The organism is Cytobacillus sp. FSL R7-0696 (assembly GCF_038006865.1).
GTDB lineage: Bacteria > Bacillota > Bacilli > Bacillales > Cytobacillaceae > Cytobacillus > Cytobacillus kochii.
The window spans coordinates 2,557,324-2,574,971 of the sequence record NZ_JBBOWA010000001.1 but is presented as its reverse complement, the minus strand read 5'-3'; the positions used below and the strand labels follow the sequence as shown (position 1 = coordinate 2,574,971).

At 35.8% G+C, this 17,648-nt stretch carries 21 protein-coding genes and 2 riboswitches; of the genes, 5 read left to right on the top strand and 16 right to left on the bottom strand.

From position 1 onward, the window contains the following. Nucleotides 1–83: 83 nt before the first annotated feature. The 5 genes from MKX29_RS13275 to MKX29_RS13255 all read right to left on the bottom strand — a co-directional run bounded on the left by MKX29_RS13275 (nucleotide 84) and on the right by MKX29_RS13255 (nucleotide 2,346). Nucleotides 84–287, bottom strand: a complete 204-nt coding sequence (locus MKX29_RS13275) for a YqaI family protein (protein WP_341092042.1) — start codon at nucleotides 285–287, stop codon at nucleotides 84–86. Nucleotides 288–682: 395 nt separating this feature from the next. Continuing rightward, nucleotides 683–949, bottom strand: coding sequence for a helix-turn-helix domain-containing protein (locus MKX29_RS13270; protein ID WP_340977565.1), 267 nt, complete (start codon nucleotides 947–949; stop codon nucleotides 683–685). 160 nt (nucleotides 950–1,109) lie between these two features. Beyond that, on the bottom strand, nucleotides 1,110–1,790 hold the full coding sequence (locus MKX29_RS13265) for an ORF6C domain-containing protein (protein WP_341105944.1): 681 nt from the start codon (nucleotides 1,788–1,790) through the stop codon (nucleotides 1,110–1,112). Continuing rightward, on the bottom strand, nucleotides 1,790–2,086 hold the full coding sequence (locus tag MKX29_RS13260; protein ID WP_341105942.1) for a group-specific protein: 297 nt from the start codon (nucleotides 2,084–2,086) through the stop codon (nucleotides 1,790–1,792). Before MKX29_RS13260 ends, MKX29_RS13265 begins: the two co-directional genes overlap by 1 nt. 35 nt (nucleotides 2,087–2,121) lie before the next feature. Further along, the gene (locus tag MKX29_RS13255) at nucleotides 2,122–2,346 is read right to left on the bottom strand and encodes a helix-turn-helix domain-containing protein (protein WP_341052062.1); all 225 of its coding nucleotides are present in this window, start codon (nucleotides 2,344–2,346) and stop codon (nucleotides 2,122–2,124) included. 171 nt (nucleotides 2,347–2,517) lie between these two features. Between MKX29_RS13255 and MKX29_RS13250 the strand changes: the two genes are divergently transcribed. From MKX29_RS13250 to MKX29_RS13230, 5 genes are all read left to right on the top strand, one after another. Continuing rightward, the gene (locus tag MKX29_RS13250) at nucleotides 2,518–2,871 is read left to right on the top strand and encodes a helix-turn-helix domain-containing protein (protein WP_341052064.1); all 354 of its coding nucleotides are present in this window, start codon (nucleotides 2,518–2,520) and stop codon (nucleotides 2,869–2,871) included. A 135-nt stretch (nucleotides 2,872–3,006) separates the two neighbouring features. Then, a complete protein-coding gene (locus tag MKX29_RS13245) occupies nucleotides 3,007–3,660 on the top strand; it encodes a hypothetical protein (protein ID WP_341052066.1) in 654 nt (217 codons plus the stop codon). A gap of 70 nt (nucleotides 3,661–3,730) precedes the next feature. Further along, nucleotides 3,731–4,345 (top strand): ImmA/IrrE family metallo-endopeptidase, encoded by a 615-nt coding sequence (locus MKX29_RS13240; RefSeq protein ID WP_341052069.1) that lies wholly within the window; start codon nucleotides 3,731–3,733, stop codon nucleotides 4,343–4,345. Further along, nucleotides 4,338–4,721 carry a hypothetical protein gene (locus MKX29_RS13235; RefSeq protein ID WP_341052072.1) on the top strand — a complete coding sequence of 128 codons (384 nt, stop codon included), beginning with the start codon at nucleotides 4,338–4,340 and terminating at the stop codon, nucleotides 4,719–4,721. Before MKX29_RS13240 ends, MKX29_RS13235 begins: the two co-directional genes overlap by 8 nt. 72 nt (nucleotides 4,722–4,793) lie before the next feature. Beyond that, nucleotides 4,794–5,963 (top strand): tyrosine-type recombinase/integrase, encoded by a 1,170-nt coding sequence (locus tag MKX29_RS13230; RefSeq protein ID WP_341052074.1) that lies wholly within the window; start codon nucleotides 4,794–4,796, stop codon nucleotides 5,961–5,963. An 81-nt stretch (nucleotides 5,964–6,044) separates the two neighbouring features. Here the strand turns inward: MKX29_RS13230 and sufB are convergent, their stop codons facing one another. From sufB to MKX29_RS13175, 11 genes are all read right to left on the bottom strand, one after another. After that, a complete protein-coding gene (sufB, locus tag MKX29_RS13225) occupies nucleotides 6,045–7,442 on the bottom strand; it encodes a Fe-S cluster assembly protein SufB (protein ID WP_095371998.1) in 1,398 nt (465 codons plus the stop codon). A 71-nt stretch (nucleotides 7,443–7,513) separates the two neighbouring features. After that, the gene (gene sufU, locus MKX29_RS13220) at nucleotides 7,514–7,957 is read right to left on the bottom strand and encodes a Fe-S cluster assembly sulfur transfer protein SufU (RefSeq protein ID WP_095371997.1); all 444 of its coding nucleotides are present in this window, start codon (nucleotides 7,955–7,957) and stop codon (nucleotides 7,514–7,516) included. Further along, nucleotides 7,947–9,176, bottom strand: a complete 1,230-nt coding sequence (locus MKX29_RS13215) for a cysteine desulfurase (protein ID WP_095371996.1) — start codon at nucleotides 9,174–9,176, stop codon at nucleotides 7,947–7,949. Before MKX29_RS13215 ends, sufU begins: the two co-directional genes overlap by 11 nt. Next, complete coding sequence (gene sufD, locus MKX29_RS13210) at nucleotides 9,176–10,486, bottom strand: Fe-S cluster assembly protein SufD (protein WP_095371995.1); 1,311 nt, start codon at nucleotides 10,484–10,486, stop codon at nucleotides 9,176–9,178. Before sufD ends, MKX29_RS13215 begins: the two co-directional genes overlap by 1 nt. Before the next feature lie 17 nt (nucleotides 10,487–10,503). Then, nucleotides 10,504–11,286 (bottom strand): Fe-S cluster assembly ATPase SufC, encoded by a 783-nt coding sequence (sufC, locus tag MKX29_RS13205; protein ID WP_095371994.1) that lies wholly within the window; start codon nucleotides 11,284–11,286, stop codon nucleotides 10,504–10,506. Nucleotides 11,287–11,720: 434 nt separating this feature from the next. After that, a complete protein-coding gene (locus tag MKX29_RS13200; protein WP_157733903.1) occupies nucleotides 11,721–11,873 on the bottom strand; it encodes a hypothetical protein in 153 nt (50 codons plus the stop codon). A gap of 804 nt (nucleotides 11,874–12,677) precedes the next feature. Beyond that, complete coding sequence (locus MKX29_RS13195; RefSeq protein WP_341105939.1) at nucleotides 12,678–13,511, bottom strand: MetQ/NlpA family ABC transporter substrate-binding protein; 834 nt, start codon at nucleotides 13,509–13,511, stop codon at nucleotides 12,678–12,680. Nucleotides 13,512–13,523: 12 nt separating this feature from the next. Next, the gene (locus MKX29_RS13190; protein ID WP_095371992.1) at nucleotides 13,524–14,192 is read right to left on the bottom strand and encodes a methionine ABC transporter permease; all 669 of its coding nucleotides are present in this window, start codon (nucleotides 14,190–14,192) and stop codon (nucleotides 13,524–13,526) included. Beyond that, on the bottom strand, nucleotides 14,185–15,210 hold the full coding sequence (locus MKX29_RS13185; RefSeq protein WP_095371991.1) for a methionine ABC transporter ATP-binding protein: 1,026 nt from the start codon (nucleotides 15,208–15,210) through the stop codon (nucleotides 14,185–14,187). The genes MKX29_RS13190 and MKX29_RS13185 overlap by 8 nt, the downstream gene beginning before the upstream one ends. A gap of 113 nt (nucleotides 15,211–15,323) precedes the next feature. Continuing rightward, nucleotides 15,324–15,428, bottom strand: a riboswitch (SAM riboswitch). 88 nt (nucleotides 15,429–15,516) lie between these two features. Further along, nucleotides 15,517–16,833, bottom strand: coding sequence for an O-acetylhomoserine aminocarboxypropyltransferase/cysteine synthase family protein (locus MKX29_RS13180; RefSeq protein WP_224938094.1), 1,317 nt, complete (start codon nucleotides 16,831–16,833; stop codon nucleotides 15,517–15,519). An 80-nt stretch (nucleotides 16,834–16,913) separates the two neighbouring features. After that, a riboswitch (SAM riboswitch) is annotated at nucleotides 16,914–17,019 on the bottom strand. Between the two features lie 88 nt (nucleotides 17,020–17,107). Then, entirely contained in the window at nucleotides 17,108–17,443 is a 336-nt protein-coding gene (locus MKX29_RS13175) for a hypothetical protein (RefSeq protein WP_251163584.1), read from the bottom strand. Nucleotides 17,444–17,648: the final 205 nt, after the last annotated feature.

Below are 17,648 nucleotides of genomic sequence, written 5' to 3'. Positions count from 1 at the left end.
CCTTTACCGTTATCAAAGCTTTGTGCTAAAATAACTTTAAATATTGTTGTTTTATCGGCTCCTGTTGCTAGCAGGAGTCTTTTTTATGCGCTTTTGAACTCAAATCCAAGTACCTCGCATAAATACCGTTGAAGATTGCCCTCCAAGATAATCTCACCGTCATATTCAACGATTTCATCACCTTCGAGAATCTCTTCTCCAAAGTAGTCAATCCCGGCATGCTCTGGCTGTGCAACCAAATTCGGATAGCCTGTTCTTCGTAACTGTGTAACCTCAGGATGCTCCATCAATCAACCCTCCTTCAGATTTGTGAATTTGACACACCAGTCAATTTTTATGCCATCTTTTTTGAGTCTATTGATTAGAGCATCAATTGTTTCTTTTTTACTCATATAGCTCTCTCCTTTCTGTTCGTCTTTCAAAGATCATGGTGCTTTATTCGCACCGTGCAGAGCCAAAATAAGGGGATGGGGTGGGATTGGTAGATATACTTTGACCCTGCACGGTGGGAACAAAAGTTCTTGTTTCCTCACCGTATGAATGGTATAATTAAGTTGGTTATTTCATATGAGTCGTTGAGTAGTGAGCCCGCCAGTTCACTGCTCTTTTTTGTTTTTACTATTAAAATCTCCAAACATAACTCCTAAGAAAAATGCGATAAATGTAAACATGATTGTTAGAATCACCATATCCATCTACTAAAACCTCCTACTAACATCGTTAATATTTGTGTTAACGAAGCGATATCTACACCGCATAACATAGCTGCTAATGCTTCAGGTGCATTCGTCACTTGCCCCCATCTAACTGCATCAGATAATTTCAATTCCATCTTGTTGTTTTCAATTTTTGATATTGTCGTTCGTGGCATAAGCATTTTTTCAGCCATTTCCTCTTGCGAATAGCCTTTGATAACCCTCAATTTCTTAAGAAAAGAACCGTAATGCATCTTCTATCCTCCTTCTGTTCCAAGTTAGAACAATTTGTTCGGTTTTCTAGTTGTCATGTTCCGATTTATGTACTGCTAGATTTCTAGTTTTCGAATAAAATATATTTATGAAGGAACACATCCGGTTTTTGCCTGGCAGCTTCACCGGATGGTTTCTGATTCAAGAAACTTTTCGAGGAACCCAATGTTCTATGTAGTTGAGAGCTGCTTGCAGCTCTTTTCTCTTGATGTCTTTGTAACTAGCAACGCCAAAGCGATCTTTGATTTCTCGATGTATCTCTCTGAAAAGCAACGGTCTGTATTCAGGGTCGTTTTCAATTTCATATACTTTCTTAGCAACCCCCTTTTGGAGACGCCTTTGTTCACCACTTGTCAGAGTGATTTGTTCTTCCACCATGTGGCGAATTTCTTCGACTTCACCTTTTACTTGGTCCAGTTCTTCTGATGTTTCTATAGAGAGCTTCATTGCCGCTATTAGTGACTCTTTATTGTTTAAAGGAACAACTTTATTTGAGTAAGAACCAGTTTTTCTGATTTGTGGGATTACTTCAATTGCTAGCCAATCTTGAAATTTTTCGGCTATTTCGTTTTGAGCTTTGAATGCCAATTTGTAAACCAATGGTTCAGGGATTAGATCACCTTTTTTCACTTCTGCCACAAGTGGCAGAAAACTATTTACTCGTGACCACCTAACATTTTCATAAGTAAAACCGTTTTTGGTCGTCTTAGAAACAAAACCTAAACTTTTAGCAACTTGTTCTGCATCGAATAAAATTTGGTTGTTCTCAATCTTTGCAGCTACTTCGAATAAATTACTTTTGAATATTTTTAAATCTTTCATTACATAGCCTCCTTGTTAAAAAATTTATATTTTTTTTGTTGTTTTAGAGCCCAGTTTCTGAGAAAAACTTTGCACTCATATGCAGGGAAATACCATTTCTGACCTGATTTAAATTTTGGAAAATCAGGATCGTGAAAAAAATTATCTTGAATGGTGTTCCAACTCATATTTGTCTGGCGCTTCAACTCTTTTGTGTCCCAAAAAGAGATTTCTTTATCAATCTCTTTTAAACGTTTGTTAATTTCATCAAGATATATTTCTTTCAATTGTTGCTCATCCAGTTGGATTTTAATCACTCTAATCACCACCAATTGGTTAATATTAACTACCTTTAAATTGCTGTTTTAGCAATTTTATTAACAAAAAAATCTGTGATATTACATCCAAGCGCTAATGCTAATCTTGGTAGTTGATCAGCTTTAAAGGCATAAGTTCCATTTTCATACTTCAAATATGTTGAAGCGTTCTTAAAGCCAAGGTTTTCAGCCATTTCTTGTAAAGATATATTCATCAATTGTCTTTGGCTTTTTATAAAGTGAAGATTTAGTGTCTTCATAACATACCTCCTATAAAATTTCTATTTCAGCAACTTTATAACTTAATAATAAATTGCTGAAATAGAAATGTCAACATAAAAACAGAAAATAATTTCTTATTTAGAAATTTAATTCATTTCCGTTACAGAAAAATGTTAAAATTGTTGCTGAAACAGAAAGATGGTGAGACAATGAATATCGGAGAAAGAATTGTTTTGCTCAGAGAGAAAAAAGGCTGGAAACAGAAAGATTTAGCTGATAAAGTCAACATAAATGTTAGTGTAATGAATAGGATTGAAAAGGGTACTAGACCGCTAACTGATGTAGAAATAATAAATATCTCAAACGCTTTAGAAGTATCAACTGACCATCTACTTAAAGGTGAAGATTACCACTTAAAAGCAAAAGAAATGTTAAATGACCCCAACACTCAAATCGCAGCAAGAGATGGCGATATTTCTGACGAAGAAGCTGTAAAATTACTTGAACGGCTACTGGAGAGAGAAAGAGATCGTAAACCAGGTCAAAAACAAAGAAGAAAGTAATACTTTTATTTTCTTCTATATTTTTTTCATTTTTATAGGCTGATTGTTTCATATACTTAAGATTTATATTTTTATATAAGATTGTAATTAATGGTTATCTCATCCATTAAGTATATATAAGGGGGATTATTTCTAATGAAAAAAAGATTCTTATTTTTAACATTAATTTTAGGATTAGGAATATTTTTAGCAGCATGCGGATCAGACAATACTAAGGTTAGTGATGATGACTCAACTTCAGGTGCTGATCAAAACGAAGATAGTAAAGAAGAAGATAAATCTGAGCAGAAATCAACTGATGAGGCAGATGATGTGCAAGAAGATGCCGATACTAAAGTAACTAACACTTTCACAAATAAAGAGCTTGATATTTCAGGAACATCTGGACCATTAAATTATGAAATTTCTGCTATACAACTAAAGGAAATTGAAATTAAATCTGAATCAGCTGCAACAATGTTCGAGAAGAGTGTTGGTGATACAGTTCAAGCAATTACAATTGAAATGTCTGGTGAAAATACATCAGAAGAAGATATGTCATTTTACTTAGGTCAAGCAACTATTATTACTGATACTAAAGAACAATTAGAGCCTGATATGTTTTTATCAGAACATATAGATGGTGAATACCTAGGTCAGGTCCAACACGAAGGTCATAACGTATATATTTTAAACAAATCAAATGTTAGTGATATCAAGTCTATTGAGGTAAGAATTGGTGCGCCAGTTGATAGTAATTTTGATGCAAAAGGCGAAGATGTAGTAGAAACGATCGAAGTGAACAATTAAATGAGAATTGCCCTTTATGGGCTTTTCTTTTACACAAAAATAGAACATACGTTTCGTGGAGGTAATTTGAGTGAATTATAAAATGACAACTTTAGAAACAAATATCGAAAAACTCTATAAATTTCTTGAAATTCAATCTCCTAGCGAGATAGAAATGTACAAAATTGCAGAGAAACTTGATGTTTGGGTACACCATTGGGAACACAAAAGCATAATGAATTGTAGGGATGGAATGTATAGTATCATTTTGGATGAAAAGAAAGATCAATTTGAACAATGGCAAGACTTTGCTCATGAACTTGCACATGTGATTAATCACGTAGGCATTCAACATAATTTAAGCAGGTCATTCAGAATGAGGCAAGAATACCAAGCTAACAATTTTATGTATCATTTTTGTGTACCTACTTTTATGCTATTAAGTCTTGATGTAAATAACTATGCAAATATTAATGATGGTGTAGATTTTATTTCAAAAACATTTAATGTGACCCAAGAATTCTCCAGAAAAAGATTAATACACTTTCGAAGTCAATTATTTCAAGCTAATGCTGATGAAAACCACAGAAGACACATGGAATCAAGATACCCTAAAGCTCCACCGTACTCTAATGAAACAATGAAAATAGTTGAAAAAGCATTGAGCTTAAAAGCTAGAAAAGAAAGGATGAAAATACGTGCCTAAACAAATTTTAGACTATCAATATATTGATGGAAATTTAGAACCATTTTATTTTATTATTAAACCTTATAAAGGAGAAATAAATTGGAATAAAAACGTATTTCACTTTGATTTATTGCCTCCAATTATCTCAAAAGAGTTTACTAATTTCGATGAAACATTAATTAACTGTACTATCTCTCTCTCTGAATTGATTGTTAATAAAGACATTAAAAATAGAATTGGAATCAATCTGAAATCTATCAAACATAAATTAACTCCAGACATTCATGACCCTAGTATAATTGAACAATTTATTATTTATGCACCTGATTTACTAGAAGTTATAGGTACTATCCCTAATGAAAAAGTGAAAACCTTTCATTTAACTAATAGTTGAATTGTTTAAGGTGATGTTGAATTCTTATTTTTAACCCTTAAAATATAAATGGATTTTAAAGGAGTGATCAAATTGGCTACTTTCCGAAAGTTGCGTAGTGGCAGGTGGCAAGGACGAGTTTCGAAAGATGGACAGGAATTTAGTATTGGTACATTCAGAACAAAAAAAGAAGCCGAAATTGAAGCCAGTAAAGTAGAAGAACGTATTTACTATGGACAATCCTTGAACGATAGAAATATGTTATTTAAAGAGGTTGCAAAAGAATGGCTATATGATCATAAAAAAATAAATGTGAAAGAATCAACATTCGAACAACTTGAGGTAATTGTTCGTTTACATATACTTCCTTACTTTGGGGATAAGAAAATAATGAAGGTGCGTCGGTCAGAAATCAAAAAATGGATTAACCTATTTGGAGATTCTCAAAGTGACAAAGGGACGTATTCATATGGAGCGCGTCTAAAATACTTATCAGTTTTGAAAGGAATACTGCATTATGCTGTCCACGAACTAGAAGTGTTAGAGAAAAATCCTGCCGATAAATTGAAAGTACCAGTTCAGGATGATAATTCAATTCATAAACAAGTTAAATACTTCACTCTTGAAGAGCTTAATAAACTTTTGCTATTTATGAAGGATTATAAACATCAACGGTATCCAGATTACAAAGTATATTACATGTTAATGTATTTGTTGAGCCAAACTGGTTTGCGTATAAGTGAAGCCCTAGCTTTACAGTGGAAAGATTTAGAAGGTAACAAATTGAAAATAGAAAGACAAATAAGAAGAGATAATAACAACAAGATACAGGTCTCAACATTAAAAAACTCGGCATCCTACAGAATGATTGGTCTAGAAGAAGATTTATTGAAGGAACTAAGAAAATTCAAGCTCACACAGAATGAACTTATTTTAGGAAAAAAAGGGTTTAATAAAAGCGAAGAAGGGGTAATCTTTCAAAATTTTCGTGGTGGATACCTCACACCCTCTATAATAAGAGAAGGTATGCAGAAATATTGCAAACTTGCTGGAGTGGACTACAAAGGGACGCACGTTTTCAGACATACACATGCTGTACTTTTATTAGAAGCAGGAGCTACCATTAAATTCGTATCCAAAAGACTTGGACATAAAACAATAAAAACAACTGCAGATACCTATCTGGATATCACTGAAAAAATAGAAGAAGACGAACTAAAAAAGTTCGCGTCATACACTAAAATAAACGAGAAAAAAATCTGAATCGGCACGAAATCGGCACGAACAGATTTTTTCTCTTTTATTTCAAACAAAAAACCCTTATATAATAAGGGTTTTAAGCATTTATCCAATTGAACCTTCCATCTCGAACTTGATTAAACGGTTCATTTCAACAGCATATTCCATTGGAAGTTCTTTTGTAAATGGTTCGATGAAGCCCATAACAATCATTTCTGTTGCTTCTTCTTCAGAAATACCTCTGCTCATTAGATAAAATAATTGTTCTTCAGATACTTTAGATACCTTTGCTTCATGCTCTAATGAAATATTGTCATTCATGATTTCATTATAAGGGATCGTATCAGAAGTTGACTGATTATCCATAATTAATGTATCACATTCAATATTTGAACGTGCGCCAGTTGCTTTACGTCCAAATTGAACAATTCCACGGTAAGTTACTTTACCACCTTGTTTAGCAATTGATTTAGAGACAATTGTCGAAGATGTATTAGGTGCTAAGTGTAGCATTTTCGCACCTGCATCTTGGTGTTGTCCTTTACCTGCTAATGCGATGGACAATGTCATACCACGAGCGCCTTCACCTTTAAGAATAACGGCTGGATATTTCATCGTTAGTTTGGATCCGATGTTACCATCAATCCATTCCATTGTTGCATTTTCTTCACAAACTGCACGTTTTGTAACGAGGTTAAACACGTTATTTGCCCAGTTTTGAATTGTTGTATAACGGCAATATGCGCCTTTTTTGATGATAATTTCAACTACGGCACTATGCAATGAATTTGTTGTATAAACAGGTGCTGTACAACCTTCAACATAGTGTACATGTGCGCCTTCATCTACAATGATTAACGTACGCTCGAACTGACCCATATTCTCAGAGTTAATACGGAAGTAAGCTTGTAATGGTGTATCTACTTTAATTCCTTTAGGAACGTAGATGAATGAACCACCAGACCATACGGCTGAGTTTAATGCAGCGAATTTATTATCTGTCGGTGGGATTACCTTTGCCCAGTGTTCACGGAAAATATCTTCGTTTTCACGTAGGGCAGAATCTGTATCTTTAAAGACAATTCCTTTTGACTCAAGATCCTCTTGCATATTATGGTAAACAACCTCAGATTCGTATTGAGCAGAAACCCCAGCAAGATATTTTTGCTCTGCTTCTGGAATACCTAACTTATCAAAAGTTTGTTTGATTTCTTCAGGTACCTCATCCCAAGAACGCTCTGTTTTCTCAGATGGTTTTACATAATACGTAATCTCATCAAAGTTTAGTGCTGATAGATCGCCACCCCATTGAGGCATTGGCATATTGTAGAAGTGCTCTAAAGATTTCAATCGGAAGTCAAGCATCCATTGAGGCTCTTCCTTCATTTTAGAAATCTCTTGCACGATTTCTTTTGTTAAACCGCGTTTTGACCGGAAAATGGAAATGTCCTTATCGGCAAATCCATACTTGTAATCGCCGATTTCAGGTGCTTTTTTTGCCATTTCGTATTCCTCCATTCTTATGGTTAGAAACATCCTTCACCATGATTTATTTTAACGTCACAACTCTATGACTACTTAGCTGTATCTTCCTCGTTCATTCCCTTTTCCATCGCCTTCCACGCTAGTGTCGCACACTTAATACGTGCCGGAAATTGGGAAACACCTTGAAGTGCTTCAATATCACCCAAATCGATATCATCGTCATAATCTTTCCCAAGCATCATATCAGAAAAAATATGAGATAGCTTTACTGCTTCTTCCTTTGTTTTTCCCTTAATCGCCTGTGTCATCATAGATGCCGATGACATTGAGATAGAACAGCCTTCACCTTCAAATTTGGCATCAGCGACTTTCCCATCTTCGAGCTTTAAGGTTAACTGAATTCTATCTCCACAAGTCGGATTATTCATATTAACTGTTAAGCTATCATCTTCAAGCACGCCTTTGTTTCGAGGGTTCTTGTAGTGATCCATAATCACTTGGCGATAGAGGGTATCTAAGTTATTAAAAGACATCGCTGAAATACTCCTTCGTTTTAATAAGCCCTGCTGTAAGCTTATCAATATCTTCTTCTGTGTTATATAAATAGAAGCTTGCTCTAGCTGTTGCTGATTGCTTCAACCATTTCATTAACGGCTGTGCACAATGATGTCCCGCTCTAATAGCGATTCCTTCAGCATCTAATACCGTTGCCACATCATGCGGGTGAACATCATCTAAATTAAATGTAACAATCCCTGCACGATTTGCTGCTGTTTTTGGACCGAAAATTTTCATGCCTTCTACTTCAGAAAGTCTCTCTAAAGCATAAGCAGCAAGCTTATGTTCATGAGCCTCAATTTGGTCTAAACCAATTTCTTCTAAGAAATCAATCGCTGCACCTAGTCCAATCGCTCCAGCAATAATTGGTGTGCCACCTTCAAACTTCCACGGAAGTTCTTTCCATGTAGACTCATATAAGCCGACAAAATCAATCATTTCGCCACCAAATTCAACTGGCTCCATATTTTCTAAAAGTTGTTTCTTACCATATAGAACGCCAATACCAGTAGGTCCACACATTTTATGTCCTGAAAAAGCAAGAAAATCACAATCTAGATCTTGCACATCAATTTTTAAATGCGGTGCCCCTTGTGCAGCATCAACAACCATTACAGCTCCATGCTGATGAGCAATTTTGGCAATATCTTTAATAGGATTGATTACACCCAATACGTTAGATACAAGTGTAACAGAAACAATTTTCGTTTGGTCTGTAATTGTAGCGGAAACATCACTCAGAGCAATTGTTCCATCTTCTTGTAATGGTAAATATTTTAATGTTGCACCAGTTTCCTTAGCCACTTGTTGCCAAGGAATAATATTACTATGGTGCTCCATATAGGAGATAACAATCTCATCCCCTTCTGAAAGATTCGCTCTCGCATAGCTTGCAGCCACTTTATTTATACTAGTCGTTGTTCCCCTAGTAAAGATAATTTCTTCAGTGGATTTTGCCCTGATAAACTTGCGGACTTTTTCTCTGGCGCCTTCATAGCCGTCAGTAGCCCTTGTACCTAAAGTGTGTACACCTCTATGAACATTTGAATTATCGTTATGATAATATTTTTGTACCGCTTCAATCACTTGAATTGGTTTTTGTGATGTAGCACCGCTATCTAAATACACTAATGGATGGCCATTGACTTCTTGATTTAGTATTGGAAATAGCTCGCGAATCTCTTTTGCATTCATTATTGAACTTTCCCTTCGATCACAGCTGTTAATTGCTTTTTAACCCCTTCGATAGGAAGAGCATTAACTACTGGAGCAAGGAAGCCATGTATAACAAGGCGTTCTGCTTCTTTTTGTGAAATACCACGACTCATCAAATAATATAATTGTAACGGATCGACACGACCAACAGAAGCTGCGTGACCAGCTGTTACATCATCTTCATCAATCAATAGAATTGGGTTCGCATCTCCACGTGCTTTTTCGCTTAGCATTAATACACGAGATTCTTGTTCTGCATTCGCCTTTGTCGCTCCGTGCTCAATTTTGCCAATCCCATTAAAGATGGAAGTAGCTGCATCCTTCATTACACCATGTTTTAAGATGTAACCTTCAGATGCTTTACCGAAGTGTACAATGTTTGTTGTAAAGTTTTGCGTTTGTTTCCCGCGACCTACAACGACTGTTTTCATATCTCCATATGAACCATCGCCGATTAAATTCGTTTTATTATCAGAAACTGTATCGCCATCATTCATTAAGCCTAATGCCCATTCAATACGTGCATCTCGGCCAGCAACTCCGCGACGATTCACATATACAGTAGTTCCAGCAGATAAAGTGTCTACCGCTCCATAAGTTACTTTTGCATTTGTATTAGCAACAACTTCGGAAATGATGTTAAAAATGCCTTTGCTTTCTTCCATTGTTGAAATGTAGTTTTCTACATAAGTAACAGAACTATTATCTTCAGCAACCAATAATACATGATTGAATAGGTTTGCTTCTTGATCGTCGTGAATAAATACAGAGTGTAGTGGCTCTTTGATTTCTACATTTTTAGGAATATAGACAAATACGCCACCATTCATCAGTGCAGCATGTAAAGCTGTTAACTTATGTTCGTCAACCTTTACCCCATCTGTCATATAATATTTTTGCAACAAATCTCCGTGCTCTCTAGCAGCAGTAAAGATGTCGGTGAAAATAACACCTTGATCTAGAACTGTCTTTGATAAAGAGATATATGCCGGACGATTATTACGCTGAATATATAAATTTTGGTCAGCTGATTCTAAATTGATTAAGCTTCTTACTTCTTCTGGCAAATCTGTTAATGAAGAGTAATCTTCACTTCCCACGATATGCTTATCAAATTGAGTGAAATTCCATTTTGAAATATTTGTTTTATCAGGCTTAGGCATTGGAAGATCTTCAGCTTTCTCCAGTGCGTTTACACGGAGATCTGTCATCCATGCAGGCTCGCCCATATCTTTTGAAAAAGAATGTACGTATTCTTTATCAAATGGTAACTTTATTTCTGTTGACATAGTGATCCTCCTAACTCTTACGCTTCTTGCTCAACTGATTCGTCTTCAATACCTAATTCTTTTTTAATCCAGTCATAACCTTCAGCTTCTAGTCTTTGTGCTAATTCTGGTCCACCAGACTTAACGACACGACCTTGCATCATTACATGCACGTGATCAGGCGTGATGTAGTTTAATAGACGTTGGTAGTGAGTAATAATTAAGCAACCAAACTCTTCACCGCGCATTTCGTTAATCCCTTTAGAAACGACTTTCAATGCATCGATATCTAATCCAGAATCAATTTCATCAAGAATCGCAATTTTAGGCTCAATCATCATCATCTGTAGGATTTCATTACGTTTTTTCTCCCCACCAGAGAAGCCTTCGTTTAAGTAACGTTGGGCCATATCTGTATCCATTTCAAGATACTCCATGTTTTTATCCATTTTACGAATGAATTTCATTAGAGAAATCTCTTCGCCTTCTTCTCGACGGCTATTAATTGCGGAACGTAAAAAATCTGCATTTGTTACGCCACTGATTTCACTTGGGTACTGCATTGCTAGGAATAGACCTGCGCGCGCGCGCTCATCTACTTCCATTTCAAGTACATCTTCACCATCTAAAATAATACTTCCTTTTGTTACTTCATATTTCGGATGTCCCATAATTGCGGAAGATAATGTTGATTTACCTGTTCCGTTAGGACCCATAATTGCGTGGATTTCTCCACCCTTTATCTCAAGGTTAACACCCTTTAAAATCTCTTTTCCTTCAATTTCAACATGAAGGTCTTTAATTGTTAATGTAGATGCCATGTTTATACCTCCGTAATAAAAAAGATTTGCCCTGTTAAGTCAAATCTCATTTCTAGTTTAATTCTCACTTTATTCTCATTACAATCTTATAACAAATTAAATGTGATATCAACTCTTTGCACATATTAGACGATATTTCCACTATGTATATGTTGTAAACCTATCACCATCCATTATTCTACACTAAATTTAGCGAAAATAACTCATTTTTCTTCTATTTATATATGACTTATTGTTAAGTTCGTTTCTACTTGCATTTATGTCCAAATTAAAATCATCATAATCACCTTGTTCATAAGCAATTATATGAAAAAAAGAAGCCAGATTTTTACATAATAAATAGTTTCACGCTTCTTTAACATTGGCGTAATGAAATCACATGTTCATTTATTGTATACAAAAAGAGCCGTCTATCTGACAGCTCTACTCTTTATTTAAGCATGTGCTTTACGTTCGATATCGGCAACAATTCTTTGACTCTTTAAGTAATCTTTTTCACGCTGTTTTTCTACGCGCATCCTTACATCTTGTCTTTGGCAATACGTTTCATAACCTACTCCGTATGCTCCGTGCATGGCCTTTTCCATTTCGCTTGTGTAATTCAGCTGTAGCTGACTAATAATGAATCAATCCTTTCAAATTTTCGCCGTTTAAAGCGTTATAATGATTACAATAAAAATACTACACTATAAACTTACCCCACTCAAACACGATAAAACATGAAAATACGCTTTTTTACTGAATTTATCGCGATTGGTTTTATCCACCTCTTTTATTCATAAATTCATGGGTCATTACTTACAAATATTCACCTTTACTCATACACAAGTTAGAAATGACTATTTTGTCTGTGCAAAATACCTCTAATCAACAGTTAAGGCCACCTTTGTAAGATTAAGCAATATACAGAGAATTTTTATCTGTTTTTTATTAAGCTGGTTTGTATTTTTACTTCCGATATACGAGCAAAGAGATTTTGTTCTGCTATCTTTGGATTTTCTCTCTGGATGCACGTGCAAATAGACTTTGTTCTGCTATCTTTAATATTTTCCCTCTGGATGTACGTGCAAACCGATTTTGTTCTGCTATCTTTGGTTTTTTCTCTCTCGATGCACGCGCAAGCCGCTTTTATTAGCAATTTTTCGTATCCTTAACCTTAATGAACGCGGAAACCCGATCATGGGGGAAAAGCGTTTTAACTTGATTTATTATTTTCTTTCTTAATAATACAAATTTCCCTCACTACTTGTTTCTATCAAATCGAATTTAGGGATTCTCCAAAAGCCGTCTAATCTACCTTTATTTGCATCAATAGTACTAGTTAGTCCCTATACATCGCCTTACCAAAAAAAGAAGCCTACAACTAAGTAGACTTCTTTAATAAATTTCTATTATTCAGTAACAGGTACAACTGCACCTTCATATTGTTCTTCAATGAAACCTTGGATTTCTTCAGAGTGTAATACTTCTAGTAGTGCTTTAATTTCTTCTTTGTCTTCATCCCCAGCTCTAACTGCGATTACATTCACATATGGAGAATCACTTTCTTCAAGTGCAATTGCATCTTCCACTGGATTTAAGCCAGCATCAATCGCATAGTTAGAGTTAATTAGAACTGCGTCACCTTCTCCATTATTATATATTTGTGGAAGAAGTGCTGCTTCATACTCCGTATCAAACTTTATATTTTTCGTATTTTCCTCAATATCATCAATTGTCGCTGTCGTTTTATCGACATCAGCTTTTAGTGTAATCAAACCTTCCTTTTCTAACATTGTCAAAATACGACCGTGGTCAGGTACAGAGCTACTCATAATAATTGTTGCTCCTTCTGGAAGATCATCTAAGCTATCATATTCTTGTGAATAAACACCAATTGGCTCGATATGAACACCACCAGCATTAACAAAATCATAATCATTTTCAGCCATTTGAGATTCTAAATAAGGGATATGTTGGAAATAGTTCGCATCAATATCGCCACCCTCTAACGCTTGGTTCGGTACAATATAATCTTGGAAGGTTGTGATATCCAACTCAATTCCTTTTTCTTCTAATAAAGGTTTTGCTTCATTTAGGATTTCAGCATGCGGTACATTAGATGCCCCAATTTTTAATGTTTTTGTTCCTTCATCAGATCCTTCGCTACCTTCATCTGAAGATCCACAAGCAGCAATAAATAATGCAACAGCTGCAATCATTAAAACAGATAACCATTTTTTCATTTTTTAGCTCTCCTATCGTTTGTCTAGTTTGGAAGTAATCAAATCACCAATCATTTGAATGATAAACACGATAATTAAGATAATAATCGTTGCAATCCATACAACGTCATATCTACTTCTTTGGAAACCTTCTAAGTAGGCAAGATTCCCTAATCCTCCTGCACCTATGACACCTGCCATCGCCGTATATCCGACTAGCGCAATCGCTGTAACGGTAATACCCGAAACAAGCGCTGGCATAGATTCAGGAATGAGTACCTTCCATATAATTGTACTTGTTTTTGCACCCATCGATTTAGAGGCTTCAATGACACCTTTATCAATCTCACGTAAGCCAATTTCCACCATTCTTGCATAGAAAGGTGCTGCACCAATAATGAGTGCTGGCAATGCTGCATTTTCTCCAATCATTGTCCCTAAAATCATTTTTGTGAAAGGGATTAGTAACACAATCAAGATTAAGAACGGAATGGATCGAAAGACATTAACAAATGCCGCAATAATTTTATTAACTAGCTGATTTTGCCATATATTTCCTTTAGAAGTTAAGAACAAAAGTAATCCAAGAATAATTCCTAAAATAAACGTGGCTATAACAGAAATACTTGTCATATATAAAGTTTCTTTTGTTGCTTCCCACATTCTTTCCCAATCCACATTTGGTAGCCATTCATTAAGCATGGGAAATCACCTCCACGCCAACCTTCTGCGAATGAATATATTCAATCGCGCGGGTAACCTCATCCGACTCTCCATCTATATGAATAAATAAGGTACCGTAAGAGCCACTTTGTGTTTGGGATATCTTTCCTTGTAATACATTCACTGTTACATTGTAGTGACGAATTAAGTTTGTGATTAATGGTTGTTCCGCTGAACCACCTACAAATCCAAGTTGAACAATTTGGCCATTTGGATAAGCACTCAGTAAATGTGTAATCGTTTCCTTCGTTTCTTCCGGTTCGGTCACTTGTTGAACAAAACGCTTCGTAATAGGTTCTTTTGGCTTTTGGAACACATCTAGCACTTCGCCAATTTCAACAATTCTTCCACCTTCCATGACAGCCACACGGTGGCAAATCTTGCGAATGACATGCATTTCATGCGTAATTAACACAATAGTTAACCCTAAACGTTCATTAATATCAACAAGTAAGTCGAGAATACTATCAGTTGTTTGCGGATCTAGAGCACTTGTCGCCTCATCACATAACAGTACTTTAGGATTATTGGCAAGTGCTCGAGCAATACCTACTCGCTGTTTTTGTCCACCGCTTAATTGCGAAGGATAGGCATCCTCTCGACCATCTAGTCCGACCAATTTAATTAATTCATTAACTCTCTCTAGTCGCGCTTTCTTAGGTACACCAGCAATTTCTAATGGAAACGCAATGTTTTCTCGAACTGTTCGAGACCATAATAAATTAAAATGTTGAAAAATCATGCTTATTTCTTGTCTAGCCTTTCTTAAGCTAGCACCTTTTATGCGAGAAACTTCATTCCCAGCTACAGATACAACGCCTTCAGTCGGGATTTCAAGTCCATTTAACATACGAATCAATGTACTTTTACCTGCACCACTGTATCCGATTACACCGAATATTTCACCCTCGTTAATTTCGAGGTTAACATTGTCTACTGCATTTACTTTCCCGTTTTTCGTTGAGAAAATCTTTTTTACATCTTTTATTGAAATCATCTTATACTTCACCTCTTCAATCCAGAAAAACCAACACATTTATAGCATATCCATTGTTTATAAAAAAAGCCTTCCTGCTTATGAGCAGAAAGGCTTGTTATGAAAATTCCTTTCTCTCATCTTTCAAAGCTAATGCTTTGAGTGAATTGGCACCATTTCAATTAAATGACGGTTGCCGGGCTTCAAAGGGCACTTCCCTCCACCTCTCTAAATAAGAGCAAACTATGAATATATTGAATTTTTTTGTGTACCTGTGTAATAGTATCATGTCATTGAAGTAGGTGTCAAATCTGAAAATAATAGTTGTTAGGCCCTTATATTTAATGAAGCAATACCAGTTGCCGCTTCAATAGCAGATTCAAGATCATCGATCAAATCTTCTACATTTTCAATTCCAATTGATAATCGGATTAAGTCTTCAGGTACACCTGCTTGTTTTAACCCATCTTGATTAAGTTGTTGATGCGTTGTGCTTGCTGGATGTATAATAAGACTTTTTGCATCACCTACATTCGCTACATGTGCGAACAGCTCAACCGAATTAATAACCTTCGCACCTGCTTCGCGCCCACCAGATATGCCAAAAACGACAACTGCCCCTGCACCTTTAGATAAATATTTGTCTGCTAATTCTTTATTAGGATGGTTGTCATCGCCCGGATAAAGTACCCAATTAACAGCAGGGTGATTATTCAAATATTGCACAATTTTTTTCGTATTAGCAATATGTTCTTTCATTCGAACCGTTAACGTTTCTAAACCTAAAGTGAATTGGAAGGCGCTTTGTGCACTTAGTGCTGGACCTAAATCCCTTAGAAGCTGCACTCTCGCCTTAGTAATATATGCTACAGGGCCAAGTGCCTCACTATATACTAAATCGTTATAGCTTGTATCCGGCTGACTTAATCCTGGATACTTCTCTGAATTCCAATCAAATTTACCACCGTCAACAATGATTCCCCCCATTGTCGTCCCATTCCCCAGTAACCATTTCGTAGCAGAATGAACAACAATATCTGCGCCATGCTCAATCGGCCGACATAGATAAGGAGTTGCAAATGTGTTATCAACCACTAACGGCACACCATGTTCATGGGCGATATTAGAAACCGTTTCAATATCTAGTACTTGTAAACTCGGGTTACCAATGGTTTCGGCAAATACAGCTCGTGTCTTTTCATTGATTGCTGCTCGTAGTTCCTCTTCATTATTCATATCGATAAGCCTAACGTTGATGCCGTACTTTGGTAAAGTGACTGTAAATAAATTATATGTACCTCCATATAAATTAGAGGCAGCTACAATTTCATCACCCGCTTGAACAATATTAAGAAGTGCTAAGTAAATGGCTGCTTGCCCGCTTGCTAATGCTAATGCGCCTGTTCCCCCTTCTAACAATGCAACTCTTTCCTCAAACACAGTAACCGTTGGATTATGAATACGAGAATAAATATATCCTGTTTCTTTTAAGCCAAATAAGTCTTGCGCATGCTCTGTATTTTGGAATTGATAAGCATTATTTTGATAGATTGGGACTGCTCTTGCCCCTGTTACTGGATCAGGTTTTAGCCCACCATGAACACCAATTGTTTCAAAACGAAGTTGCTTTTCTTTTTCTGCCATTTTACATCTCTCCTCTTTTTTAAATTGGAAAGAAAAGACGACCAAAAACCCTCTTCACAAAGAAGAGGGTTTATCATCTCTTCTTATCTATCAGAGCTTTTATGCTCTGCTGGAATTAGCACCGTGTATCAAACAACCGGTTGCCGGGTTTCATAGGGCCAGTCCCTCCACCACTCTCGATAAGAATATTTAATTTTCTAATTATTCTAAGGATAGAATAACAACCTTTTTTTGGGAAGTCAATCTTTTTTTAGTACATTTGATATATTTTTGATTAATTTTGATTTAACAGGAAAATGGCATCTAATTTCAATAATTGTCTAAAAGTCGATTTAAGGATGATATGCTTTTCATCCACTTGTTTCTTTAGACTTGTACGCCCTTGAAGCAAAGAATGAAAGTGGTCAGCAGTAGTTTGAATGTTTATATGATAATTTTTCAATGGGCGAGCATGTTTAATTAACAGCCTTTTACGGTCTAATGTCAAATACAATAGATTTTGTTCTAATTCTACTCGAATCCTTATAGGTTCCTTTAACATCATTAAAATATGATCATTTACTCTTAAAGATTGATTGAAATGATAAATGAGTTTCTCTATTGAAACCACCTCCTGCCCCGTCTTATATTCTATAATTCTGTTCCAAGAAATGATTTCCTTCTCCTAACTATCGACTTTAACCGACAGAACATTTTATTTCCAACAATGTTCACAACCTATTTCCCGAGAAATATGTCAAAAGCTAGACTTATCGACAGAAAAAAGATACAGCCCATCGGTTCATCTGCATAGAATGAGTGAAGGGTATATTTAA